Genomic DNA, 24,311 nt, shown 5'->3' with positions numbered 1-24,311 from the left:
GCTGCAACTACCCCCGACGGATGGCCTCCATGGGGGTCATTCGTGCGGCCAAGTAGGCGGGGTACAGGCCGCCGGCGATGCCTAAGAGGGTGCTGAACGCCACGCTCGCTGAGAGCAAGCCGGGACCGGCGTAGAGATAGACGCGCTCCGCCCAGTAGTAATTGATCACCAGCGTCGCCACCCAGCCGATGGCTGCGCCCATGATGCCTCCGGTGACGCCCAAGATTCCACTTTCCAATCCAATCAACAACAAAATATCCCGCCGGGACCAACCGTTCGCCTTGAGGATCCCAAACTCAATCGAACGCTCGGTGACGCTCATCAGCATCGTATTTAGAATGCTCACCACGGCGATCGTAATCCCGATGCCCGTCATGATGACTAAAAAAATGTCGAGGTCCGCACTGAATTTTTCGAAATCGTTGGTCCAATCTTCCACGCTGCGGATTTCCAAAGGTAACTCTTCCGCAGGATCGACGGTCTCGTCGTCGACTTCGGTTTCTTCAGGCAGAGCGTCCTCATTCGATGGTTCCTGTGGAGCAACTGATTCGCCGTTGGTTGTTGCGGGGGGCGTAAACAACGTCGTCAGCCATTGTGCTAAGACTCCGCCTTGCCCGTTCGCTGCAGTGGTCGGCTGCGCGCCCATGGCCATGTTCAACAAGCTATTCGGGTCGACGGCATCTAATTTGCGGCCGCGGAACCGATCCTGGACGGCGGCGATGACCGCTTCACTGTTCGCCCCTTCGGCCAATTCGACGTAATAGGCCGAAACGGTATCCTGCCCGGTCCGCGAGATCCGCCGCACGGCATCGACATCTAAAATGATCGTCACATCCAGGAATAATGAGTTGCAATCATAAATCCCGACGATGGTCAAATTGTTTCCATCGACCCGCAGGGAGTCTCCCACTTGTTTCTCGAACTCCTCGGCGATACTGCGGCTGATGACCGTGTTGAGCGTGCCGTGGTCGGATGGCGTTAAAAACCGCCCCTCTTCGAGGGCATCGCGATAGACACCGTGCCGCAACTGTGTTCGGGTGGCGATATCGGTTCCGAAGAGAAACCGCGGCGGGCTGAAAACCTGCTTGCCTTCGATGATTTGCGCCCGGTTCCAGACTTCGGCATTGACGACCCCCACTCCGGGTGTGTCGGCAATGTCCGCTCCCCAGGCAGAGGGGAGCTTGGAAAATAGCGGAATCGGCGCTCCGGGCTGCACGGCGATCAAGCCGGGAATGCGTTCGAAGGTGTCGTGGATCATGCGATCCAGGCCGTTGGCCACGGAAAACAGCCCAACCATGGCGGCAATCGCCACGGTTAGCCCGATCAACGACAACAATGTCCGCAACGGGCGGGTCAACAAATTCCGGAGCGAAAAGTGGAGCAATGGAGTCATCAAAAAAATCGTGCTCAGTGGAATTTGTACAGATGAGATCGGCAGAACTGCGGTGCGGAACGTACGACGGTACGCATCCCCCAGCTTGCCGTCAATCGTACGCGCCGGATGGCACAAGGCAACCCGCTAGGTTTCGCGCCTCTATTTCCGTAAAATAGCGGTTTCACCTGCGCAAACCTCAGATGATTGACGGTTTGGGTGCAGGGGATTACAAATGGCTTGCAGAAAAACCGGTGACCGGCACCAAAGATTAACGATCCCCTCCGTTTGAGCCTTCCTGTCCATGTCCGTCGATTATTACAAAACTTTGGAGCTTTCCCGCGAAGCCTCGGCGGACGAGATCCGTAAAGCGTATAAGAAGATGGCGCGCAAGTATCATCCCGATTTGAACCCCGATGATGCGGTTGCACAACAAAAATTCAACGAGGTTCAAGAAGCGTACGACGTTCTCAACGATTCCGATAAACGCGAACAATACGACCGTTATGGCAGCGCTTTTAAAGGGGGCCAAGGGCCGCAGCCGGGTTATAGCTATAACTGGAAAGAAGGTTCTGGCGGGCCGGGCGGATTCAGTGATCTGGACCTGGGAGACCTCTTCGGGGGGCAAGTCGACCTGGGGGGCATGTTCGGTGGAGGGGGCAGTAGCCCATTTGGACGCCAAACCGGCCCGCGCAGCCGTCGCCAACGGGCGATGAAAGGCCAGGATCATCGCCTGGAAATCGATATTCCGTTTCATGTCGCCGCAGAAGGGGGCGAGCATCGTTTGGAACTGAGCCGTGACGGCAAGCCGGAACGCCTGAACATCAAGATTCCCGCCGGTGTCGACAACGGCAGCGTCATCCGGCTCGCTGGCGAAGGCAGCCCGGGCTCCGGCGGTGGTGAGAACGGTGACCTGCTGGTCACCATTCGTGTCGCACCTCACCCCTATTTCAAACGAGATGGAAACAATATTCTGGTGGAGGTCCCCATCACAGTTTCCGAGGCGGTATTGGGGGCCAAGGTGGATGTCCCCACCCTGAATGACGGCAATGTGCTCCTGACCGTCCCGGCCGGATCCTCGAGCGGCACGAAATTGCGGCTCCGCGAAAAAGGCGTGCCCGACCGCAAAACGAAAGTCCGCGGTGATCAATTCGTCACATTGAAAATTATCGCCCCGCAAAATCTCGGATCCAAGGCCGATCAGTTGATGCGGCAATTCGCCGACTACGAAAAAACCAATCCTCGCGAAAACCTCTGGTAATCGTTCCTAAAGTTGATACGCTCGTGGGATTGGTTTCAAATGCTCCTTCCTAAAGTTGATACGCTCGTGGGATTGGTTTCAAATGCTCCTTCAGACACCGATTGACAAACGGCCGACGCTGACATGATCCTGGAAAGGCTGACCGGAAATATGACCGCCGCACAACGGTGTTTTATCGTTTTCATTTGCGGACTGTCGGTAGTTCCCGGATCACTGTGCGCGGATGACAAGCCAACGACAGTTACGGCAAACACTCCCGCCACTCAAGGCATTCGTGAGGTTGACCCTGCGAACCTAGAGGAAAAGCGGCAACTCACCTTTACGGTCGGAGTGATGGTCCTGCTTGGTATCACAATCACCGGGCTGGGGTTGTTGTTGGTCGTGATCCTGTGGGGACACCGCGTCCGCCGTAAATCCCGCGCGCCGCTTCCCGAAGCTTCGCGGGGTGACGACCTGTTCTATCTAAAAACCGGCAACAAACCTCAGCCGGATACAACTGTCATTCCCCCGAAACAGTCGCCCAACGACGAGTGATCCTGAAGCGGCGACCCAAAATGTCCGAAATCTTGGCCGGGAGCGGCGGCGGAATCGATCATGACAAGCATTCGAGTGGGCAATGCCGCTGGCTTTTGGGGGGACAACCTCGACGCGCCGCGGCTGTTGTGTGAATCCGGACAGCTGGATTACCTCACGCTAGAATACTTGGCGGAACTCACGCTCTCCATCTTAGCGCATCTCAAGTCGCGGGATAAAAATGCCGGTTTCGTCAGCGATTTTCCCACCGTCGTGGAGAGTCTGATTCCCCAGTTGCGCGCTCAACCGCATTTAAAAATCGTCACCAATGCCGGCGGCATGCACCCCTCCGCCTGCGCTGGCGCTGTCTCGGACATTCTCCAAAAAGCGGGTTTGAACGATGTGCGCGTCGCCTCTGTGGCGGGCGATGATCTGTTGCCGCAACTCGACACACATCTCGCCGCTGGTGAGCCGTTTGAGAACCTGGAGACCGGCGGTGCGCTGGACCAAATCCGTCCGCAAATCGCCAGCGCCAATGCGTATCTCGGCGCTGCAGGAATCGTCGAGGCGCTCCGACAGGATGCGAGAATCGTCATCACCGGTCGGGTGGCTGATGCGTCGCTAACCGTCGGGCCGGCAGTGCATGAATTCGGCTGGGACTGGGCCGATTGGAATTCGCTGGCGGCAGCCTCAGTTGCGGGACATCTGATCGAGTGTGGCGCACAGGCGACCGGCGGCATGTTTTCGGATTGGGATCGCCACGGCGCGCCACTCGCACTGGCAAACGTCGGTTACCCGATTGCTGAGATTTCTGACAGCGGCGATGTTGTGATCACCAAACCCGTTGGTACCCAAGGGGCGGTGACCGTCGCCACCGTAGCGGAGCAACTGGTTTACGAAATCGGCGATCCCGCGCATTACCTCACGCCCGATGTCGATGTTGACTTTTCGCATGTCACGCTTAATCAAATCGGCGCGGACCGCGTTGCCGTCGCTGGAGCGCAGGGCGGACCTGCGCCGGAGAATTTCAAGGTCTCGCTGGCCTATCGTGATGGTTATATGGCGACCGGGAGCTTGGTGATTTGTGGACGCGGTGCCATTGCCAAGGCGCGTGGGTGCGGACAAATCATACTCGACCGCGTGGCCCGCGCCGGGGTGCATTTGCAACGAACGAACATCGAAACACTCGGCGGTGGCGACAGTGTCCCAGGCGGGTGGCCCCATCGACCGGTGCCGTGGGAGGTCGTGCTGCGCGTGACGGCGCACGATCCGTCGAAGCCCAACCTAGAACGATTTCTCCGCGAATTTGCCCCGCTCGTCACCGCCGGTCCCCCTGGCGTCACGGGATACACCGGTCCGCGTCCCAAGCCGTATCCGGTGATGGCGTTTTGGCCAACGTTGATCGCCCAAACGCGCGTCACCCCGCAGGTCGAAGTCCGCGCCGCTGGAGATTGGACGCTATGAACAACACGATATCCCTCAAAGAAATCGCACACGCCCGCTCGGGCGATAAAGGGACCGGCGCCAACGTCGGCGTAATTGCCTATACCGCTGCCGGATACGCATTCCTAGAACAAGAACTCACGCCCGAGCGTCTGGCTGAACATTTGCACGAATTGAAACCCCAGGGCGTTCATCGTTATCCGCTGCCCGGGATTCGGGCCTACAATTTTGTTTTACCCGGCATCCTCGACGGCGGCGCGAGTCGTTCGCTGCGCATCGACAGTCAAGGCAAGGTGCTGGCGCTGGCGGTACTCGAAATGCAATTGCCGCGTCCCGAGAACCTGGCGGCGATGCAACCGGAATCACACCCGACTTAGGTCATACTATGCACGACGAACAACTCGCGGAATACCTCACAGACACGCTCGACGATTATCGGATGTCTCGGGCGGAGAAACGGGAATTGGCTGAGCGATTGACGCACATCGATCTCGATAAACATCGCTTGGCACGCTGCCACAGCTTGGCATTCGATATCGCTCGGCAATCGACCGTACCGGCAAATGCCGATTTGACGCTCGATTGGTTGGAGGAGGTCACCAAAGTCCTGCGTCGTTCCGCTGAGGAAGCCCCGGAAGGCAACACCGATACTTGCTTCAGTCCCGGCGATCATTGTTGGCAGAAAATCAACGGCCTCTTTCGGGCAGCGCGGTCCCGTGCGGACGTCTGCGTATTTACGATTACCGACGATCGCATTACGACCGAAATCCTCGCCGCTTACAAGCGGGGCTTAAAACTGCGGATCATCACCGACAACGACAAAGCATTCGATACCGGTTCCGACACCGAACGTTTGGCCAAATCAGGGGTGCCGGTCAAAATTGATCGGACATCGAATCACATGCACCACAAATTTGCTCTGTTCGACCGCAAGCAATTACTCACAGGCAGCTACAACTGGACCCGCTCCGCAGCACAGTACAACGAAGAAAATTACATCATCACCGACGACCGCGCATTACTGGTCCCGTTCGAAAAAGAATTTGAACGCCTTTGGAAAGAGTGCGAGGCGTTTTAGTACGACAACGATCCATTCAGTATCAGCTCGTCCCGTGCTTTCAGCGTGACGGGAGGGCGAAGCTCCTGTTGAGCCGCGTTTTGTTGTTAACGGAGTGGTTGGCATGCGGGGCAGAAGAACGTGGAACGCTGTCCCTGCACGATCCGCTGCACCGGCGTTTCGCGGCAATTGGGGCAGAATTCTTCCGCACGCTGGTAGACCCGATGCGAGTTTTGATACGAACCGTTTTGATTGAGTGCATTACGGTAGGTGCCGTCCGAGAGCGTCGAACCCTCATGCTCAATCGCTGTGCGGAGCACTGTTCGTGTGGCATTCGCCATACGCTGGATTTGTGGCTGCGTGAGTTCATCGGCCGGCTGCTGGGGATGGATGCCTGCGCGGTGTAATATCTCGCTGGCGTACAAATTGCCGATCCCGGCAACGAATTTCTGGTCCAGCAAAGCGACTTTGATCGCCCGTTTGGTCTTTCCACAGACGACTTTCCATTGCCGCGGCGTGATCTTCAGCGCGTCGACGCCCAAATGTGGCGGGGCTAGCCGCTGGGACAATTCCGCAGCTGAATACAACGAGAGCGTCCCTAAGCCGCGCCGGTCCCAAAACCAGAGTGACGAGTCACCCGCAGGATGCTCAAAATCCCAACGCACGCGCAAGTGTCCACGGTCGGGAGGATCGTTGAGCAACAACAGCCCGGTCATCCGCGGCTCAATCACAATGGCATCGCCGCTGGACAATTGGAACACAGCGCGTTTGGCGATGCGGGTCACTTCGACCACCCGCTGCCCCACGACCCGTTTGACGATCCGCGGCCAAGTGGGGTTCATCGTGATCGGCTTGCAAGGGCAGCGACACTTTTTCATCGCTGAAATCACACGTCCTTCGACGCTGGGGCGAATCCCTCGCACCATGGTTTCTACTTCCGGCAGTTCCGGCATATCCTCTGATCCTTGCGGCAAACGGATGTCAGTTTTGAGTAATTGTTATGACTGAAACCAAATCAAAGGGAAACCACCGCGAGGAATATGGTGCCTGGGGCACCTTTCGAGTCGCGAATCCTGTGTCTGGGTTGCTAGATGTATACAAGTGAACACTTTTCGTGGTGGGTTTCCGTTAAACTTCGCCTCGTTCGGACTCACTTATGAAGTCAACGCGGGTTGCCTTGGCTTCGTAAAGCGGATTTCGGTCTGGGAAGTTTGATTGTCGTACACTCATTCTGTCAATTGTTCTTGACATTCGTCCATTCGGAGGGTGTAATACTTATGCCTGATATTGAGTGAATCTTAGTTTTCTGCGGGGGTGGGACCCCTTGGATTGCTGGATTTTGTTGGGCAAGCAAAACGCTGAGCGTCTCATTGCAGAGACTCTCGCATGTGTCTTGCTGGGTGACACTCTCCAAGTATGACTGCCTGTTGCGGTCGGATTCTCGCACGCTGTTGTGCGGTAAACCGAAGGTTCTCGCCAAAGAGATCCGTTCTCCTTTAGAGATCCGTAGAATGCAGGCGCAAGGAATTGCCGCTATGTCGCTGCAATCGGACCGAATGAGCTTCTGGTTAAGCAACGGTTCGTGAACAGGTCGATAATAGTGGCACGCGATTGAATTGCGTACGCCCCAATTTCATATTGGGCGGCCTCTGTAAGGGACACGCAGGGGATTAGTGAACGAAATTGGCGTCCGGTTGCAGGAAAGCTGCGGACGAGCCTCATTGATTGTGGGTCAAGCTATGATGGCTGAAACTAGCCCCCGTGTAGTAATCACGGGCGTGGGTGTTGTTTCACCGGTCGGTATCGGAAACGATGCGTTCTGGCGCAATCTCTCTTCTGGTCGATCGGGTATCGATTTCATCGAAGCCTTTGTACGTTCCGATTTGCCGTGCAAATTCGCCGCCGAAGTCCAAGACTTCGACGCAACGGGCTATTTGCGGCAACGGAAAATGCTCAAGGTGATGTCCCGCGATATTCAGCTGGGCGTCTCCTCAGCCAATCTGGCGATGGAAGATGCCGGACTCAGCCGCGGCGATGTCGACCCCGACCGTTTGGGTGTCGAATTCGGCGCAGGCCGTATCTCCTCCACACCCCAAGAATTGGCCCAAGCTGCCAGCGACTGCGCCGACGCGCAGGAAGCCTTTGAATACACGCGGTGGGGCGAAGGCAGCATGGGCAAGATTGCCCCGTTGTGGCTGCTCAAACAACTGCCGAACATGCCTGCTTGTCACGTCTCGATCGAGTTCGACGCACGCGGCCCCAACAATACAATCACCAGCCGCGATGCCTCGGCACTACTGGCATTGGCCGAAGCGACACGCACGATTCAACGGGGCGCCGCTGACGCCATGATCGTCGGAGCGTGCAGCTCCAACGTCGATCCGGTCGATATTGCCCGGATGAATTTGATGGACAGTTTGTCGCACAACGGCGAAGATCCTAAGCGAGCCTGCCGGCCGTTCGATATGAATCGTGACGGCAGCATTGTGGGCGAGGGAGCCGCAACTTTTGTTGTCGAGCTCTACGAGCACGCCGTCGCTCGCGGTGCCGATATTTACGCTGAAGTCATTGGCCTGGGCGCCGGTTGCGACGGTACCGGCTATGCCAACGGAGCCGGCGGAACGGGACTGGTGCGAGCCATCCAAAAAGCACTGCAACAGGCGCAGTTGCGACCCGATGAATTGGGCCACATCAACGCCCATGGTAAGAGCACGCAGCGGGACGACTTAGTCGAAGCACGAGCCTATCACCGTTCGATGGGGACCGCTGCCGAACGGGTTCCGGTGACAGCGATGAAGAGCTATTTCGGCAATTTCGATGCCGGTTCGGGAGCCGTTGAATTGGCGGGTACCGTGCTGGCCTTGCGACATCAGCAAATCCCGATGACGCTCAACTACGAAACGCCCGATCCGAATTGCCGCCTCAACGTGATTCACGGCAGCCCGATGCGATCCCGCAGTTCAGCTGCGATGACCGTCAACCGCACCGACGTCGGCCAATGCGCCGCCGCCGTACTGCGTGCCGTCTAAACGGCGCCTATAAAACCGGGGTGCTGCTGGCGGATGCCAGGGAGTAGGTCATGCTGTGCATGACGAATCTTGCATGATTCACGTTCTCCCTAGCTACGTCATGCACAGCATGACCTACTGGTCCTATCCACCGTGCATCTCACGTTGTTGTTGGATTCGTTTGGCCAGTTGGATGGCTTCAGGGTAAGGTTCCCAAGCGGGGTCTTTCCCCATCTCAGGGAGAGGCGGTCGCGTATGCTCTACCATTTCCGGTAAGACGGCACCGTAAACAATATAGTTTGCCTGCGCCTGAGCAATCGACATGCTACCATTTGCGCTACTTGTTATTGTCGGTCCATTGGGCCATACGTCATCCTCCCAAAAGCAATTTGAGCAAATCTCCCAGTCACAGCGTTCCGGCAATGTTTGGTATCCACAGATAAAGCATGTATGGTACATAGGGACCGCTCGGATGATCTTCTAGTCCGTTTGCCAATTTGTGTCAGACGATCGGTGGCTGGCGGCAAACGATCACTTTGTCTTTTTACGACGGCGGGCGCGACTCTTGCGTTCGTAGCGTACGCCGCAACCGATGGCGACGGTTTCTTCCGTCTCTGGTTTCTTACCGGCCAGTGCTGCTTGGACGGCCAGTTCGACGTAGTTCTTCGTCACCTTTTTGGGGTCCGAGGAATCGTCCATTGCTCCCATGTAGATGATTTTTCGCTGTTTGTCGAGCACGAAGAATTCGGGGGTGCGGGTCGCGCCGAAGTCGCGACCGATTTTTTGTGATGCGTCGAAGAGATAGGCGAAGGGAAAGTTTTTCTCCTGGGCCCGCTCCTTCATCGCCGGCAACAGGTCCGCTTCTTCACGAGTATTCACGCTCAACGCCACGACGGCGATTTTGGAATCCCGACCGGCGTGTTTCTTGGCAAACTCGATGACGCGGTCTTCATACTCGACCGCATAGGGACACGTATTGCAGGTCACCACGACGACGATGACCTCTTTGTCTTTCAAGTCGGCGAGTGAGTGTGTTTTGCCGTCGGTCCCGGGCAGGTCTTTCCAGACTGGGGCAACATCGCCGATGTTGCGTTCTGGATTGTACTTACCCGCAGATGTGGTTTCCGCTGGAACCAAGACAACCAAAGTCGCAGCAATCAAAATCCAACTTCGCATGGGAATACCTTGAACTTTTTTTTGGGGGGGGACTGCGGCTGGGTGAATCGAGCTTTACCAGCAGTGAACGCTATTTTAACCAGTGCGCCTACCATCGTTCAATACGGCTACTTTTCTTGAGGAAACCCAATCGCTATACTTCGGTCGCAGACACGCCCACTGCTGCTTTGCAGAGCACGCGGAGTTTTCCCGTGGTTGTTTTGTGTTGCATCTGTGGCTCATCAATTCAATGCCGACATTTCAGTCGTCCAGCATACACTACACCAGGCTTCCGGAGATCGATCATGATGACCCCCTTGGAATCACTCATTGCCAGCGGAACCAAACTTTGGCTCGATAGTATCGATCCGGATCTCGTAGCTACGAATCGCGCACAAGGTGCGACCGGAGCGACTTCGAATCCGATCATCGTGGGCGACTTGATCAAAACGGGTCGCTTCGACGACCGACTGGCCACGCTCATGGATGAGGGATTCGACGACGAGGCGGTGGCTTGGCAGGTGACCAATTTGCTGGTCAAAGAGGCACAAGAAGTCTTCTTCGATGTCCATCAAAAAACTCTGGGTAACGATGGCTACGTCAGCTTCGAGCTGGATCCGTTGTTGGAAGACGTCGAGTGCAAACTCTCCACTGAAGAACGAGCAGCGCAATATATCGAGCTGGGCAAGAAATGGGCCGCCGGGCAAAGCAACCGCATGATCAAAGTCCCCGCCACGCCGGGGGGATTGGCGGCGCTGGAAGAACTCGTAGCTGCCGGAATCACCGTCAACGTCACGTTGATCTTTAGCCAGCGGCAATATCAGGCAGCCCGGGACGCTGTCTGGCGGGGAGCACAACGCCGTGATTCGCTCGACAACTTCAAATCGGTCTATAGCATTTTCGTCAGTCGCATCGATGTCTACACGGCCAAGCAAGTCGCCGAGTTGAGCGAAGCGGCCCAGGGCATGGTGGGGATCGTCAATGCCCAACGGTTGTGGCAGGATAACCAAGCATTCTGGGCGGATAAAAAATTGTCGCTGGACCAGGAGATCATCTTCGCCAGCACCGGCACGAAGAATCCCAACGATCCACCGCAAAAATACGTCGCCGCCTTGGCGGGCTCAGACATTCAAACCAATCCGCCGGCGACGAACGATGCCATCCAAAAAATCGACGGCCTAACATTCGAGCGCGCAGTCGACCAACTGCCGCCGCAAGAGGTCCTGGACGACATCGACGCCAAGGTTGACTTCACGAAGATGGAAGAGACGTTGATGGAAGAGGGCTTGGCCAAATTTGCCGACCCGCAGAAGGCCCTGCTTGCGTTGATCGCTGAGAAACGTAGTACCTTGCAAGCGGCGAAGTGATTACCGTGTCCGCAACTGGCAGCTTGTATTCGCAATCGGCGCGTCCGAAAGATTTTAGGAAGTGGGTAAATTTGAATGTGCGATGGCTGGGTCAGCAGTGCGAGAAACGTGACATGCGAAATTGAGTGTTAAAATTCGGCGGATGAATAACAGTGAATGCGACGCTACCACTAGGACTCTGCGTAATGATTGTAGTGCCGAGAAAACCTTGTAGCTTCAGCATTGGGTGGGGCAGAGTGCAAGTGGAGCCAAAGCCTCTGTTGACTGATGAGTAATAAGAAAATTCGGTTCGATTCATTTGCCTTGCTGGCGCAAAAGGTCCGCAGGCTTTTGGCTGATGCTGGCCCGCTATCATCAAAAGAAATCGTCCATCACTTGCGCCGCGAGGACTCTCCGCTCCTCACGCCGTCAGCGGTGCGCAAAGTTCTCGACCAAACGATGGCCGAAGAAGTCCGACGATTACCCGGAAATCGGTACGAATTGATCGCTTCCATAGATTGATTCAAATTGACCTACGACCTGAAATTGCGTGCATTTGACGCCACTAGAGTCGTGCGATACGATCGGCGTCCACCGCTTGCGCCGCGGAATTGTTGTTGTTTCTTTGCCGCTTCCGCCGTTATTTCTGCCCTGAGGAACCGTTTCAATGTCCGCCCCCCGTCGCGCGTTAGTTAGTGTCAGCGATAAGACCGATCTGGTCCCTTTTATTTCCGGATTGGTGGAACTCGGTTTCGAGATCATCTCCACCGGCGGCACGCGGCGCACGCTGCATGATGCGGGGGTGCCGGTGATGGATATTTCGGAGTACACGAAATTTCCCGAGATCATGAACGGTCGCGTGAAGACGCTGCACCCCAAGGTGCATGGCGCGATTTTGGGACGGCCCGATTTGGCTGACGATCAAGCGGCGATGGCCGAGCATGAGATAATTCCGTTTGAGTTGGTCGTCTGCAATTTGTATCCCTTCGAAGAGACTGTTGCCCGCGAGGGAGTGACCGTAGCCGAAGCCATCGAGCAGATCGACATCGGTGGCCCGAGTATGATTCGGTCATCGGCCAAGAATCACGCCTACGTGGGGGTTGTAACGAGTGCTGCTCAATATGATTCGGTCTTGTCCGCTCTCAAAGCTGGTCCGCTGTCTGAAGAGTTGCGTCGGAAATTGGCAGCGGCAGCGTTTGAAATGACGGCCCGCTATGACCGAGCCATCGCGAACTACATGGCGGGTGTCACGGCCGAGGGTGATGAGGATGCAGCAACCTTTCCGCAGACGTTGTCACTCGACTACGAGCGGCGAGCGACGTTGCGGTACGGCGAGAACCCGCATCAACAGGCGGCGTTTTACGTCGAACCCCGCGCTGGCGAATCCACATTGGCGGCGACCCAGCAATTGCACGGCAAGGAACTTTCGTACAACAACCTGTTGGATCTCGATGCAGCGCTGGAATTGGTACGCGAGTTCACCGCCCCGGCGGCAGTGGTGCTCAAACACAACAATCCCTGCGGCGCAGCCATAGGCGACACCTTGGCAGCGGCGTTTGAAGCGGCGTATGCGGGCGACCCGATCAGCGCGTTCGGCTCGATCATCGGTTTCAACCGGCCGGTCGATTTGGCGACAGCGGAGCAGATGTGCGATCCGGGAAAATTTGTGGAAGCGATCATCGCTCCCGGTTTCGACGACGATGCCTTCGAAGCACTCACCACGCGTCCCAAATGGAAAGCCAACGTGCGGTTGATGAGTTGTCCCGCCTTAGCAGAGCAACGACCGGAGAGTTTAGCCACGCGTACGGTCGGGGGCGGGGTTTTAGTGCAGACCCGCGATGATCGTCCAGAGGATCCCGCCCAGTGGCAGGTGGTCACCGAGCGGCAACCGACGGACGAGGAGCGGACGACACTCGATTTTGCCTGGAAGATTTGCAAGCACGTCAAATCCAACGCCATCGTATTCGCCAAACAAGGAGCGGTCGTCGGTGTGGGAGCGGGGCAAATGAGCCGGCTGGATTCGGCGTTCATAGCCGCCCACAAATCCGAGGGGCGTGCCGAGGGGGGCGTGGTGGCTTCCGACGCATTTTTCCCGTTCCGGGACGGAGTGGATGAGGCAGCCAAGGCGGGGATCACTGCGGTGATTCAACCGGGAGGTTCGCGGCGGGACGACGAAGTCATCGCGGCTTGCAACGAACACGGCATGACGATGATCTTCACTGGTTGCCGACACTTCCGGCATTAACAGCCACGGAGAGCAGCCAGCCCGCACGTCGTTTCCCTACCGCGAAAACATGCGCTGGAACGCCTCGCCGAGGACCTGCTTAAAAACCTTACGCCGTCCTGAGGCAATCACGTAGAACGCGATGCCCAGAAAGGGCATGAGCAGCACAATGGCGACTGCCAAGACCGTGCGCCACGATCCACCCGGTAAGTAGGATTGTAATGGACGCTGACCGGTTTCGTTGGTGGTCGGTTCCGGTGCGGAGGACGAGTCGGCTGGTTCTTGCGGAGCCGCCGCCTGTTTCAAGCCAAACCGTAGCGCGCGTTCGTAGGGCGGAGCATATCCTTGGTTGATGTTGCGATAACTTCTCCCACGCATATTGACTTTCTCGAAGGTCTCACCCACTCCGTCGCCGATTGCCAAGCCGTTAATCTCGACGTCACGAATTTGATCTTCCAGGCGAAATACAACTTTGGAATTATAGACAGCACAGTCGCTGGCGGAGACCGAGGTGTTTTTTTTCGACCCTTGCAAGAGAAAGCAAATGTCGTTGTCGCGAAACACGCAGTTTCCGACAGTGGCGTTAATGTGTTCCTTAAGGTTCAGGGCGGCTTGATTCTTGATTTGCCCGCTTCCCCAACCGTGGAACAGGCTATTTCTCACATCCAGATGCGCACGAGGCTGTTCGTCGGCGCATTTGGTGTCGATCGCATTTTCGCCGGGACGCTCGCCGACTTGAAAGTCGGCCGCCGCTTTTTTGAGCGGGCCGGTCCAAAACGTACAGTTCTCGATGGTGACGTTATCCCACTTATTCCGATCAGGATCGAACTGTACGGCATCGCCGGAGACATAGTAAATTTCGCAGTTGCGAATCGTGAGGTTTTGCGGACTGCCGGTAATTCCGTGCGCGTCTTGTTGCGTGAAAAAACTTCCCGCTAAGCAATGGTGGATTTTGCACGATTCGATCGTGACGTTTTTGCCGCTCACAATAATTCCGTTGCTGCGAGAATTTCGAATCTCACTATGCCGCAACAGCACATTGTCTGCGCGAATTTCAACGAGGTTCCCCTCATACCAGTCGCCGTCGATCAGTTGGTTTTCGTAGGTGCCCGATTTGTCAATTTTCAGCCGCTTAATCCGTTCAGGTGTTTCCAGGCAGCCAACCGGTTCATTGGTGCCGATCACCGCTAACGGCTCGGCAGCCAATGTGCCGCAGGGGGCAAGGCAGCCTACCAGTATGGCGAATGCAATGGGGCTGAAAATTTGTCGCAGCTTGAACATAGTTGTGGATTCAATGGGGGGAGCGCAATGGAGGTGAAGGCTGTGAGAAGTACACTGTAAAATACGGTGAAGCGCTCGAAACTACAGCCTAACATTGTGCCCAGACCGCGTCAAAAACCCATGACTCTGGCAAGCTGTTTTTTACAAAATTTATCCGGCTTTGCAGCCTGGACAATTGTTGACTAGGGTTGAGAAGGCATTCCCACGTTCGCGGAAATCGCGAAACCAGTCATAACTGGCACAACCGGGCGATAACAACACAACATCACCCTTGGTTGCCCGCGTGTGACACCACCGCACCGCCTCCTCCAAATTGCCGCAGTGTTGGAAATCGGCTGCGGATTCTTCGGCTTGCAGGCATGCTTGTAATCGCTCACCGGTCTGCCCCAGCAGCGCGATCGCCTTGCAACGCGTGCCGATGAGCCGTGCAAAATCCGTAAGGTCAATCTCCTTGTCGTACCCGCCGGCCAACAGAATGATCGGAGCGGTGAAGGCCTGCAAAGCGGCGGCTACCGATTCGGGGGTCGTGGCGATCGAATCATCATAAAACCGTCGGCCGTCGATATCGGCGACCAATTGCAAACGGTGCGGCAAGGCTTGGAATGATTTCAACCCCGCTTCCACTGCGGTGAGCGACGCACCCAGTGATATCGCACAACCTGCAGCTGCCAGTGCATTTTGAAAATTATGTGCTCCCGGCAACGGCAACCATTGAGCGAGCGGAAAACGTTGTGTGGCGCAGCCGTCAAAATAGACTGCGTCATCGCCATCGCGATAGATACCGGGAGAGTCGTGTGGCTGCGCGGAAACCATCAACCGTCGCGCTGGCGTTGGCCACTGCATGATGTCGGCATCGTCGGCATTGAGAATCGCCAACTGATCGCTGCGCTGCCAAGCAACGATGTTTTGCTTGGCTTGGCGATAGGCCTCTAACGTACCATGCCGGTCAAGATGGTTGGGGGTAAAATTGGTCACAACGGCGACATCGGGTTGCGGGTGCAGCGGGGCTAAGTCCTCTAACTGAAAACTGCTAAGCTCCAAGACCACAACATCGTCACTGGCGATCTCGGCAACAATCGGCAATAGGCTGTGTCCGATATTGCCCCCTAAATGGCAGCGTCGGCCGTCGGCGGTGAGCAGGGCGTGAATCAACGCCGCGGTCGTCGACTTGCCGTTGGAGCCGGTGACGGCGACGACTTTGCCGCGATTGTGTTTCCAGAACAGAGTCATTTCGCTGGTGATCACGGCACCGGCGTCGCGGCCGATGTTGAGGAAACGATTCGCGCGGGGAACCGCCGGGCTGGCGACGATCATTTCGGCGTTTGAAAAGTCTGCGGTGCGATGTTCGCCCAGATGGATCGCGGATATCGGCAGGTCGCTCACCGCTGCGAGCGACTCGGCCAATTCGGATTCATCGCAGAGGTCGGCAATGGTCACGCGGGCGCCCCGGGCGGCCAAAAACCGGACCGCGCCGACTCCGCCACCAAAACCGCCCAACCCCATGACGGTGACACGTTTCCCTTGGTATTCCATTCTCGTTTTTCATCGCCTTGAAGATGCCGCCTGGCACGAAAAATCCGTGATCGGACCGATGCCTGACACGCACGTCTACCAATTTCGCCTAGTCACGGAAAGGGCAAATTCTCTCCGTCGGTTTGCAACGCTGATCGTGGCCCGGTAGGCTGGTCGAGAACTTGGTTTGCAACCCACGGTGGTTGGCAGCCTGGAACGGTATCGTCCCATCGTCGCTGGTTCGTCCAGGAAACGATTACTCTTACAATACATCGAGATCCCCCCACTATGTCTCCGTTGTTCGCTCAGGACGTCCCCGACGTCAATAAGTATATGGGTTTGGATATCGCCGATTGGCTGGTGCTTTGCATCTATTTGTTAGGCGTGACCGCTATAGGCGTTTGGTCTTATAAAAAAGTCCATGATATGTCCGACTTTTTTATGGGAGGTCGACGATTCGGCAAGGTGTTCATGATGTTCTTCGCCTTTGGTGCGGGAACCAGCAGTGAACAGGCGGTGAGTGTGGCGGCCGGTTCGTTTCGCTATGGGTTGGCGGGGATTTGGTATCAATTCCTGTGGTTGTGGTCCACGCCGTTTTATTGGATCGTCGCCCCCGTCATGCGTCGCATGCGGGCATTGACCACCAGCGACTTCTTCGAATCCCGTTATGACACCTCGACGGCGACGTTGTATTCCTTTCTGGGAATCACCATGTCGATTGTCTTCATCGCAGGCGGTTTGTATGGCTGTGGCGAAATGGTGGAAGGGCTTTCCGGCGGGATCAACCCGGAAACCGGCCGTGCTTACTTTCCGAAAGAAATTGCCATCGCCGCTATGACGGTCATGTTTGTGTTGTATGGACTGGCTGGTGGGTTGGGGGCGGCCATCATCACCGACTTCATTCAAGGCGTGTTGACGATCATCTTCTCGTTTCTGTTGTTGCCATTCGCCTTAAATGTCGCCGCGCAAGTCGCCGGCACCGATGGTGGATTCGCTGCCCTGCAAGCGGGAATTCCGGGACGACCCGGGGATGAGATGTTGGGGCTGACACTCACTGAAGAAATGACCAAAAGCATGGGGCTGGAACCGATCACGACGTTTTATGTGATCGCCTTGTCACTGACCGGCCTGGTCGGGATCGTCGTGCAACCGCACATTATGGGCGTTTGTGGAGCGGGTAAAACCGAGTTCGAGGGGCGGTTTGGATTCACCGTCGGCAACTTCATCAAACGCTTTTGCACGATCGCTTGGACCTTCACCGGGTTGGCCTGCATCATTATTTATCTCTCGCCCGGCAGCGATTATCTCAGCGGCGAGGAGTTGACCGTTTTGCAAGACGATCCCGCTGCCATGACCAGTTTTGCCAATCAGGTGTTTGGTCGTGCGGCCCACGATATTCTGCCGACAATCAGTCGTGGTTTGGTTGGTTTGTTGATGGCGTCGTTGTTGGCCGCGGTGATGAGTACCTGCGATGCGCAAATGGTCGTGGGATCGGGGCTGTTCACGGAAAATATTTACCGGCGGTTCCTATTCCGCAACGGCAGCGCGGCCCATTACCTCTGGGCCGGTCGGGTTTCCGGCTTGGCTATTGTCGGCTTGTCCTTGTTGATGCTCACACAATTTGAAAACGTGATTCAAGTGCTGACTCGATATATCCAACCGATCCCTGCGTTTATGGGGATGTCATTTTGGTTCGGCATTACCTGGCGGGGATATACACCCAAGGCGGTTTGGGCATCGACGTTGGCGACAGCGACGGGGTGGTATTTGACGACATCGCACAAGCCGTTTCAATTCATCGCCGCCATGGGAGATTCGGAGTTCCTGCAACGCAACATCGACTATCTGCCGGGCTTGTTCCGAGGTTGGATGTATGAGGTGTTTCCCAGTATTATGTTGGCAAAAGTGAATGACGCCGGGGAGATCCTATCCATTAAAACGAGCCTGCCGTGGCAGATTTCGATTTACCTCGCAGCCGGTGCGATTGCCGGTATTGTGGTGAGTATGATCACGCACCGCACACCGACAGAAAAACTGGATCATTTTTTCCAGTTGATACGGACGCCCGTTCGCAAGGGCGAAGAAATCAAGACTCCTTGTACATTGCCGGAAGACCATCTGCCGACAGAAACCGGCAAACTGATTCCGCTCAAGGACTTGGAAATTCCCACTCCCAGTGTACTCGGCATGGTCGGTTTCGCCTGTGCTTGGGCTGTGGTCGGCGGGATTATTTGGCTCACCATGACCTTGGCCAAACTTGGAAGCTGAGAGCCACCTTGCAATGGCTTGATGGAAACAGGCCGCTAAAGAACGACCGCACTCGGCCGGCTTGGAAAGACAGTTTCCAACCACGCAAACTTGACGACTGCCTACTAAAACATGCAGCACTCCGTAAAAAAAATTGAAACCATCTGGGTCGACTTGCCGTTAAGGGCCGTGCCGGCGCGGAATATGGTGCGGGAAATCCCGCACTGGACCTTGTTTGAGATTTGCAAAGTCACGCTCGATTGCGGCATCGTCGGTTTCGGCGAGACGATGGTCTATTATACCTGGGGTGAAAGCACCGTCACCGATGCTGCCAAAAACAAGGTGATTGCCAAACACCCGGCGGAAAACATGTGGGACGACTCGCTCGGCGCCGGTTTGCAAATCGCCCTATTCGATGCCGCCGCCAAGGTCCTCGATGCGCCGCTGCATCAACTGCTCGGCCAACAGATCCGCGAACGCTGCCATCTCTCTTGGTGGGATATCGACCTGCCCGCTACAGATTGGATCAGCGAATGCGAATTGGCAATTTCCCAAGGGTACACCGCTTTCAAGTCCAAAGGCCGCCCCTGGTGGGACCTTATCGAACAGACAAGGCAACTCTGCGCCATGCTGCCTGATTATTTCGAAGTCGACATGGACTTCAACGGATTCGGGATCGATGCGGCGCATTGCACGCGATTACTCAAGGAAATGGAACAGTTTCACCACGTGGTGATGTTCGAAAGCCCGTTGCCGCATCATGACGTTGCCGGATACAAGCATCTGCGGCAACACACACACGTGCCGTTGTCGATGCATACGCAAACACACATCGGCGACCCCTCGCTGGAAGTTGCCATTCGCGAAGAGATGGTCGATGGATTTGTGCTGTGTGGCGGAGCGTCAAAAATCCAGCGCGAGGCCCATTTGTGCGGCCAGTTCAACAAGTCGTTTTTCCTGCAAGTCGTTGGCACGAAGATCGCCGCCACGTTTGGTTTGCATCTGGGAGCCGTCTTGGAAAATGCCCGTTGGCCGGCGGTCAATTGTCATCAACTGTTCGAACGTGATTGCGTTCAACAATCCATTCCGGTTTCCAACGGCTTGGCAACCGTTCCGAACGAGCCGGGCTTGGGAATTGATTTGGACGAAGAAGCCATCGAGTTATTCCGCACGGAGCCTAAGGACAAACCGTATCCGCATCCCGATTTATTGATCGCCATTCGCTGGCCAGCGGAGACCACGACGTACTACGCGCATACCGCTCAGTTCTGGGAAGACTGGCATGCCGGGCGACTGCCGTTTTTTCCGCGCGGGGTCAACCTGGAGCACATCCCTAACGACGGCACGGCCACATGGAAGGACCTTCGCAGCCGCGCACTTGCTGGAGCGGTCCACAGCCAGTCCCCACCGTTTTGATTCACCGCAACCCGCCCTACACGACTAGGCGTTGCCGAGCCAGCGTGGTAGTAGATTGAGGTGGGCAAACAGGGGCGATTCGCCTGCTTCGGTATGCGCCGTTTCCGCCGAGCCGAGACGGTCTTTCTCCGGGATCGTGGCGAATAGCGACAACTCGACATCGGCAATGGTGACCGGCGTTGGCTGGTACATGCGGAACACCAAACGAAATCGCTCAGCCGGTTCAGCGACATAAGCCCACAGCCCATGTTCGACGGATTGTTCGGTCAGTTGAACCTGTCCCAGTTCTTGGATTTCCGGCCGTTTGTTCTTTCCGTGCCAACAATACAGGTCGCAACCCAGTTTCGCGTTTTCGTCGGCTTGGCCGTGAAATTTCAGTTGCAGAAAATGCTGCCCCGGTAGTGACCCCGATTTCGGGGCGCTGTTGCGAAACCCTGTGCCTGTATAAAACACAACCTGTTCACGAACAGTAATATCTGGGACGTCTGGCAGCGGCTTGACCCGGTTCGATTCCGGATCCACATAACTCCAACCGGTTGCCAATCGACCGGTGCTGGCGATGGGCGGCATGACGATTCCCACGATCCGCTCGCTGGCCTGTTCCTCAATTCCCGGATCGGTGTAGGGCGTCCAGGTTCCCGGCCAGACGTCGGGGTACTGTTTGGCAGCTGCGATGAAATGGGGCGGAGCAATCTCCGCATGTTCGCTGTGCAAGGTGAGCGTCGCCGGCTGCGAGACTTCCGGCAATGGCACGCGGTCCTTCCACAGTTGGAAATCAAAGTCGTCCGCGCGGTCATCGGGCAGGGGGATGAGCGTGAACAGCGACGGCGAAGGAAACCCTTCCACCGACGGCAAGAACAGTTCCCCCTGATAGGCCTTGGTCTGGCGGTCAAAAAATGCGAGCCGCGGCGGAATTTGAGGCTGTTTCGATGTCTCATTCCGCCATTGCGTAACGCCGCAGACGATGTGCTTTTCCGTCACATGAATGCCGCGGACCCATTGAAAACTGTTTTCCCAAGTGGGCTGTTGGATCGTGACCGGCAAGACATGGTCCGGGCTGCGGCCCGTCATTTGCATGTCGCCGACGTTGTCGTAAATCAACACTTCGCTGTTGCCGGTGGCAGAGATATAAAAATCCCCATCATGGACGAATCCGTCGTGCGGAAAATTCAAACCGTCCAATACGACTTCGCCCGTGTCAAAGCAAATGACTTTTCCCGTCCGCGTGCCATTCCAGTTTCCGCACGTTAAATAGATGCGGCCGTTGTGTTCGGTAATATGATTGCAGTGGACCAGATCGGTTGCGGCGGGATTCCGCTCCAGAGCGGTTTCGGCGACAGCGGGGGAGATGTCCCACAAATAATGGTGTTTGACAAAATCTCCCTCGGGCGTGAGTTCGTCGATCGCATCCATATAGGAATTCGCGATGAACAGTTTTCCGCGGTCCTTGCTGAAATGCAAATGATGTAAATCAGCAGCCGCCCGCGCACCGATTTCCCACTCCGGTCGCCGCACCGTCCGCTCCAATTCATAGCGGACTTGGCCGGTCGTGGTGTTCACGCGATACAGATAAAGCGCCGCCGAGCTCAAGACGTACAGCAAGTCATCGACCAGCAAAGCGCCACGGAATCCGCGCCGCTTGAACGGTTCGGCAATGTCTGTGATTTCAAAATGTTCCCAACTCGCTGTCAGCGGATCGAGAATACCGATCGCCGCTTGGTTGCTGGGGCGAGAATCAACTGCCAGAAGCAATCTCATATTGGGGTCGCCCTGGGGGTCTCGGATCTAAAAAATACAAAGACGACGGTGCACAATCCCGTCAAAAACTCCGGGTGGAGCAAGACGTTTATTAAAGATGGGCATTTAACGCAAGATCATTTCCGTGCATTGCTTGCGCTTGCAACGGCAGCAGATGCAACAGATGACTTTGCCTGTTTTGAGATAACCGCTCAATCATTGCGGTGCGGGGCCGACCTGGGGCCGATGTTCTCAATCGTGTAGCCGTCGGGATACGACGGATAGGTCTGCCCGGTCCGCAGACGGGGGTGTTTACGCGGGGGAAAAAACCGCAATGCGCGTGCCCGTACCCACAACGTTCCGGAGACGAGGCTCCGCAGCGGCCAAGGCGCGCTCGGAAAACCGAATGCCTCCAGCAACGGCGGATCGAGCAATGCATAAATCGCTGAGCGGACCAACGGCGCTGCCGCGCGGGGAAACCAACTCACGAACAATTCACGCGTCGCCGCCCCGGTCCGTTGGTTCGTCTCGCAGAATCGAAAATTCCGCTGTTCGTAGTCGCGGTTGAACGTCTCGTACATCTCATAGTCTTCGGGAATCTCTGCAATCTTCATTCGCAAGCCGATATTGCGCCAAAAGTAGAAAAACCCCAGACGTTCCTGCTCGCACAGCGGCCGCCAGCCGTACCGCGCATTCCAGCGAATCGGCTCGTAGATAAACGTCGACAACACGTACAGCAGATCCTCGTTGTTGATCGCAAAACGGCCATGGATTTGATTCATCCGTGCCAATGCCCGTCCACCCCGCTCGCTGTCGTAGCCGTGCTCCAGCATTTCACTGATAATAATGTCCGTGTCGTCATATCGTTTCTGCACTCGCTGCCGAAATTCTCCCGTCCGGTCGAGCAACTCTGAAATCCGCGGCGCGCAGAACGTCCGAAACAGCGCGAACTCCAGTGCCCGCGTCGTGTCAAACGGAAAGTCGTAACAACTCGACAAAAACACAATCCGCTGATGATCTGTGAGCGGGTCGAGCTGTTGAATCTCGTGGAGGATGGAGTAACGAGACATGGTGTGGAGGTGGCCGTCATCGGATTTTTACAAAAATTCTCGTCCATTCGCCTCAACACTGCATTTAAGCCGTGTGGGGGCTTGTTGACAACAACGATCTTTCCTCGCTCTGCAGAAGCTGGGGCAATATCGCTCCCAAACTGCGGTTAGGAAAGATGTTAGGTCGCATCTCGTCCATGATTCGCAAACGTCTGTCGGACACGATAAAATCCCAGTTTGCCATTTTCCCGCGCAGTCATTTCCGGAGCGATAGAAAACATGAGTGAACTAGCCCTATTGGGTGGCCCCAAGACCGTACAGATTCCCGAGCCGAAGTGGCCCATGTGGAATGACGAGGACCGGCAAGCGGTCAACGGGGTGCTGGAGAGCGGGAACTGGTGGATGTACGCTGTCGGCGACGCCGAACTGGGGGGTGCGGAAGACAAACCCAAACGCAGCCAAGTCGCGCAATTCGAGGAAGAATTCGCCGCTTTGCACCGCGTGAAACACGCCTTCGCCGTCACCAGCGGCTCGACGGCGCTCGATATCTGCATGCGAGCCATCGACCTCAAACCGGGCGACGAGGTGATCACCACTCCCTATACGTTCATCGCCAGCGCCACCTGCATTCTCAATGCCGGCGCGCTACCGGTATTTGTTGATATCGATCCCGACACGTTCAACATCGATCCCAATCGAATCGAAGAAGCGATCACCGACCGCACGCGGGCGATCCTGCCGGTTTATTTCGCCGGCGAGATTGCCGACATCGAAGCGATCCTGGATATCGCTCAGCGGCACAATCTGAAAGTCATTGAGGATTCCGCCCAGGCGCCCGGCGTCGCTCTGGAAGGGGATCGCTATGCCGGTTCCTTCGGCGAAGCGGGGATCTTTAGCTTTCAAGCTTCTAAGACACTCAACAGCGGAGAAGGGGGGATCATCACCACCAACTCCGACGAAATGGCGGAGATCGTTTGGAGCCTACGGCACGTCGGCCGGACCAAGGACAGCTTGTGGTACGAACATCACCGCATCGGCTGGAACGCGCGGATGACCGAATTCTGTGCAGCCTTGTTGCGGACGCAACTGAAAAAACTCCCCGCCCAAAACTCCCAGCGGATGGCGACCGTCGAGCGGTTCTTTGAACGCATCGCTGGGGTCGAAGGCTTCGTGCCGGCCAAATTGCATCCCAAAGAAACGCACCGCGGCCACTACCTAGTGCTGTTCCACTACGATGCCGCCGCTTGGGACGGCTTGCCGCGGGAGAGGTTCCTGGAAGCGATCAACGCCGAAGGGGTCGGCGCGATTGCCGGTTACACATTCCCCACCTTCGACAATCCGCTGTTCCAAAAAACCGATTTCTGCTCCCCCGCCTCGGTCTATATGGTCGGCCGCGACGCCCCGGTCGATTACAGAACATTCACCGAAAAATGCCCCGTCGCCATCCGCGCCTGCGAAACCGAAGCGGTCTGGATGATGCACACCCCGTTTTTGGGGACCGACGCCTATATTGATCAACTGGCCGATGCCGTGATTAAAGTGCGGGAGAATTATCGGGATTTGTTGTGAGGGGGAGGCGGTATTGGGGTGGCCCCGAAGTAATCTTAGGCCACACGCGACCATATCTCTCCAGTATCTGAACCTATCAATGAATTCCCCTTATATCAGCTATTAGCAAAATAAATTAGCG

General features: G+C 56.2%; 19 protein-coding genes. 11 read left to right on the top strand and 8 right to left on the bottom strand.

Going from position 1 to position 24,311, the window contains the following annotated elements; genetic code table 11:
• Positions 1 to 7: 7 nt before the first annotated feature.
• Complete coding sequence (locus CA54_RS05240; RefSeq protein WP_231962966.1) at positions 8 to 1,393, bottom strand: ABC transporter permease; 1,386 nt, start codon at positions 1,391 to 1,393, stop codon at positions 8 to 10.
• Between the two features lie 283 nt (positions 1,394 to 1,676).
• Here CA54_RS05240 and CA54_RS05235 point away from each other — a divergent pair, with 283 nt between their 5' ends.
• The 5 genes from CA54_RS05235 to CA54_RS05215 all read left to right on the top strand — a co-directional run bounded on the left by CA54_RS05235 (position 1,677) and on the right by CA54_RS05215 (position 5,667).
• Positions 1,677 to 2,633 carry a DnaJ C-terminal domain-containing protein gene (locus CA54_RS05235; protein WP_146369787.1) on the top strand — a complete coding sequence of 319 codons (957 nt, stop codon included), beginning with the start codon at positions 1,677 to 1,679 and terminating at the stop codon, positions 2,631 to 2,633.
• Positions 2,634 to 2,783: 150 nt separating this feature from the next.
• A complete protein-coding gene (locus CA54_RS05230; RefSeq protein WP_146369786.1) occupies positions 2,784 to 3,167 on the top strand; it encodes a hypothetical protein in 384 nt (127 codons plus the stop codon).
• A gap of 60 nt (positions 3,168 to 3,227) precedes the next feature.
• The gene (locus CA54_RS05225) at positions 3,228 to 4,610 is read left to right on the top strand and encodes an acyclic terpene utilization AtuA family protein (protein WP_146369785.1); all 1,383 of its coding nucleotides are present in this window, start codon (positions 3,228 to 3,230) and stop codon (positions 4,608 to 4,610) included.
• Positions 4,607 to 4,966, top strand: a complete 360-nt coding sequence (locus CA54_RS05220) for an AtuA-related protein (protein ID WP_146369784.1) — start codon at positions 4,607 to 4,609, stop codon at positions 4,964 to 4,966. The genes CA54_RS05225 and CA54_RS05220 overlap by 4 nt, the downstream gene beginning before the upstream one ends.
• 8 nt (positions 4,967 to 4,974) lie before the next feature.
• Positions 4,975 to 5,667: a phospholipase D-like domain-containing protein gene (locus tag CA54_RS05215; RefSeq protein WP_146369783.1), complete on the top strand. Its 693-nt coding sequence runs from the start codon at positions 4,975 to 4,977 to the stop codon at positions 5,665 to 5,667.
• An 86-nt stretch (positions 5,668 to 5,753) separates the two neighbouring features.
• Here CA54_RS05215 and mutM read toward each other — a convergent pair whose 3' ends face one another.
• A complete protein-coding gene (gene mutM, locus CA54_RS05210) occupies positions 5,754 to 6,599 on the bottom strand; it encodes a bifunctional DNA-formamidopyrimidine glycosylase/DNA-(apurinic or apyrimidinic site) lyase (protein WP_146369782.1) in 846 nt (281 codons plus the stop codon).
• Between the two features lie 786 nt (positions 6,600 to 7,385).
• Between mutM and CA54_RS05205 the strand changes: the two genes are divergently transcribed.
• Positions 7,386 to 8,675, top strand: coding sequence for a beta-ketoacyl-[acyl-carrier-protein] synthase family protein (locus CA54_RS05205; RefSeq protein ID WP_146369781.1), 1,290 nt, complete (start codon positions 7,386 to 7,388; stop codon positions 8,673 to 8,675).
• Between the two features lie 123 nt (positions 8,676 to 8,798).
• Here the strand turns inward: CA54_RS05205 and CA54_RS05200 are convergent, their stop codons facing one another.
• Positions 8,799 to 9,113, bottom strand: a complete 315-nt coding sequence (locus CA54_RS05200; protein WP_146369780.1) for a CPCC family cysteine-rich protein — start codon at positions 9,111 to 9,113, stop codon at positions 8,799 to 8,801.
• 72 nt (positions 9,114 to 9,185) lie between these two features.
• Positions 9,186 to 9,830, bottom strand: coding sequence for a thioredoxin family protein (locus CA54_RS05195; protein ID WP_146369779.1), 645 nt, complete (start codon positions 9,828 to 9,830; stop codon positions 9,186 to 9,188).
• 284 nt (positions 9,831 to 10,114) lie between these two features.
• Here CA54_RS05195 and CA54_RS05190 point away from each other — a divergent pair, with 284 nt between their 5' ends.
• Together CA54_RS05190 and purH are read left to right on the top strand one after the other, a co-directional pair.
• Complete coding sequence (locus CA54_RS05190) at positions 10,115 to 11,176, top strand: transaldolase family protein (RefSeq protein ID WP_146369778.1); 1,062 nt, start codon at positions 10,115 to 10,117, stop codon at positions 11,174 to 11,176.
• A gap of 646 nt (positions 11,177 to 11,822) precedes the next feature.
• Positions 11,823 to 13,400 carry a bifunctional phosphoribosylaminoimidazolecarboxamide formyltransferase/IMP cyclohydrolase gene (purH, locus tag CA54_RS05185; RefSeq protein WP_146369777.1) on the top strand — a complete coding sequence of 526 codons (1,578 nt, stop codon included), beginning with the start codon at positions 11,823 to 11,825 and terminating at the stop codon, positions 13,398 to 13,400.
• Between the two features lie 36 nt (positions 13,401 to 13,436).
• Here the strand turns inward: purH and CA54_RS05180 are convergent, their stop codons facing one another.
• Complete coding sequence (locus tag CA54_RS05180) at positions 13,437 to 14,660, bottom strand: right-handed parallel beta-helix repeat-containing protein (RefSeq protein WP_146369776.1); 1,224 nt, start codon at positions 14,658 to 14,660, stop codon at positions 13,437 to 13,439.
• 150 nt (positions 14,661 to 14,810) lie between these two features.
• Positions 14,811 to 16,193, bottom strand: coding sequence for a UDP-N-acetylmuramoyl-L-alanine--D-glutamate ligase (gene murD, locus CA54_RS05175; protein WP_146369775.1), 1,383 nt, complete (start codon positions 16,191 to 16,193; stop codon positions 14,811 to 14,813).
• A 267-nt stretch (positions 16,194 to 16,460) separates the two neighbouring features.
• Here murD and CA54_RS05170 point away from each other — a divergent pair, with 267 nt between their 5' ends.
• Together CA54_RS05170 and CA54_RS05165 are read left to right on the top strand one after the other, a co-directional pair.
• Positions 16,461 to 18,440: a sodium:solute symporter family protein gene (locus CA54_RS05170; protein WP_146369774.1), complete on the top strand. Its 1,980-nt coding sequence runs from the start codon at positions 16,461 to 16,463 to the stop codon at positions 18,438 to 18,440.
• Between the two features lie 111 nt (positions 18,441 to 18,551).
• A complete protein-coding gene (locus CA54_RS05165; protein WP_146369773.1) occupies positions 18,552 to 19,835 on the top strand; it encodes a mandelate racemase/muconate lactonizing enzyme family protein in 1,284 nt (427 codons plus the stop codon).
• A 24-nt stretch (positions 19,836 to 19,859) separates the two neighbouring features.
• Here the strand turns inward: CA54_RS05165 and CA54_RS05160 are convergent, their stop codons facing one another.
• Positions 19,860 to 21,593: a hypothetical protein gene (locus CA54_RS05160; protein WP_146369772.1), complete on the bottom strand. Its 1,734-nt coding sequence runs from the start codon at positions 21,591 to 21,593 to the stop codon at positions 19,860 to 19,862.
• Positions 21,594 to 21,784: 191 nt separating this feature from the next.
• Positions 21,785 to 22,642 (bottom strand): oxygenase MpaB family protein, encoded by an 858-nt coding sequence (locus CA54_RS05155; RefSeq protein WP_146369771.1) that lies wholly within the window; start codon positions 22,640 to 22,642, stop codon positions 21,785 to 21,787.
• A gap of 258 nt (positions 22,643 to 22,900) precedes the next feature.
• Between CA54_RS05155 and CA54_RS05150 the strand changes: the two genes are divergently transcribed.
• A complete protein-coding gene (locus CA54_RS05150) occupies positions 22,901 to 24,190 on the top strand; it encodes a DegT/DnrJ/EryC1/StrS family aminotransferase (protein WP_146369770.1) in 1,290 nt (429 codons plus the stop codon).
• Positions 24,191 to 24,311: the final 121 nt, after the last annotated feature.

The sequence above is a fragment of the Symmachiella macrocystis genome (genome assembly GCF_007860075.1).
Taxonomy (GTDB): domain Bacteria; phylum Planctomycetota; class Planctomycetia; order Planctomycetales; family Planctomycetaceae; genus Symmachiella; species Symmachiella macrocystis.
Note: the sequence above shows the minus strand (reverse complement) of the source record. Positions and strands in the feature narration are given on the sequence as shown.

What these genes read in the sequence shown, in the direction of transcription:
- CA54_RS05240 (WP_231962966.1), bottom strand. Translation starts at nt 1,393, where the DNA reads ATGACTCCATTGCTCCACTTTTCGCTCCGGAATTTGTTGACCCGCCCG.
- CA54_RS05235 (WP_146369787.1), top strand. Translation starts at nt 1,677, where the DNA reads ATGTCCGTCGATTATTACAAAACTTTGGAGCTTTCCCGCGAAGCCTCG.
- CA54_RS05230 (WP_146369786.1), top strand. Translation starts at nt 2,784, where the DNA reads ATGACCGCCGCACAACGGTGTTTTATCGTTTTCATTTGCGGACTGTCG.
- CA54_RS05225 (WP_146369785.1), top strand. Translation starts at nt 3,228, where the DNA reads ATGACAAGCATTCGAGTGGGCAATGCCGCTGGCTTTTGGGGGGACAAC.
- CA54_RS05220 (WP_146369784.1), top strand. Translation starts at nt 4,607, where the DNA reads ATGAACAACACGATATCCCTCAAAGAAATCGCACACGCCCGCTCGGGC.
- CA54_RS05215 (WP_146369783.1), top strand. Translation starts at nt 4,975, where the DNA reads ATGCACGACGAACAACTCGCGGAATACCTCACAGACACGCTCGACGAT.
- mutM (WP_146369782.1), bottom strand. Translation starts at nt 6,599, where the DNA reads ATGCCGGAACTGCCGGAAGTAGAAACCATGGTGCGAGGGATTCGCCCC.
- CA54_RS05205 (WP_146369781.1), top strand. Translation starts at nt 7,386, where the DNA reads ATGATGGCTGAAACTAGCCCCCGTGTAGTAATCACGGGCGTGGGTGTT.
- CA54_RS05200 (WP_146369780.1), bottom strand. Translation starts at nt 9,113, where the DNA reads ATGTACCATACATGCTTTATCTGTGGATACCAAACATTGCCGGAACGC.
- CA54_RS05195 (WP_146369779.1), bottom strand. Translation starts at nt 9,830, where the DNA reads ATGCGAAGTTGGATTTTGATTGCTGCGACTTTGGTTGTCTTGGTTCCA.
- CA54_RS05190 (WP_146369778.1), top strand. Translation starts at nt 10,115, where the DNA reads ATGATGACCCCCTTGGAATCACTCATTGCCAGCGGAACCAAACTTTGG.
- purH (WP_146369777.1), top strand. Translation starts at nt 11,823, where the DNA reads ATGTCCGCCCCCCGTCGCGCGTTAGTTAGTGTCAGCGATAAGACCGAT.
- CA54_RS05180 (WP_146369776.1), bottom strand. Translation starts at nt 14,660, where the DNA reads ATGTTCAAGCTGCGACAAATTTTCAGCCCCATTGCATTCGCCATACTG.
- murD (WP_146369775.1), bottom strand. Translation starts at nt 16,193, where the DNA reads ATGGAATACCAAGGGAAACGTGTCACCGTCATGGGGTTGGGCGGTTTT.
- CA54_RS05170 (WP_146369774.1), top strand. Translation starts at nt 16,461, where the DNA reads ATGTCTCCGTTGTTCGCTCAGGACGTCCCCGACGTCAATAAGTATATG.
- CA54_RS05165 (WP_146369773.1), top strand. Translation starts at nt 18,552, where the DNA reads ATGCAGCACTCCGTAAAAAAAATTGAAACCATCTGGGTCGACTTGCCG.
- CA54_RS05160 (WP_146369772.1), bottom strand. Translation starts at nt 21,593, where the DNA reads ATGAGATTGCTTCTGGCAGTTGATTCTCGCCCCAGCAACCAAGCGGCG.
- CA54_RS05155 (WP_146369771.1), bottom strand. Translation starts at nt 22,642, where the DNA reads ATGTCTCGTTACTCCATCCTCCACGAGATTCAACAGCTCGACCCGCTC.
- CA54_RS05150 (WP_146369770.1), top strand. Translation starts at nt 22,901, where the DNA reads ATGAGTGAACTAGCCCTATTGGGTGGCCCCAAGACCGTACAGATTCCC.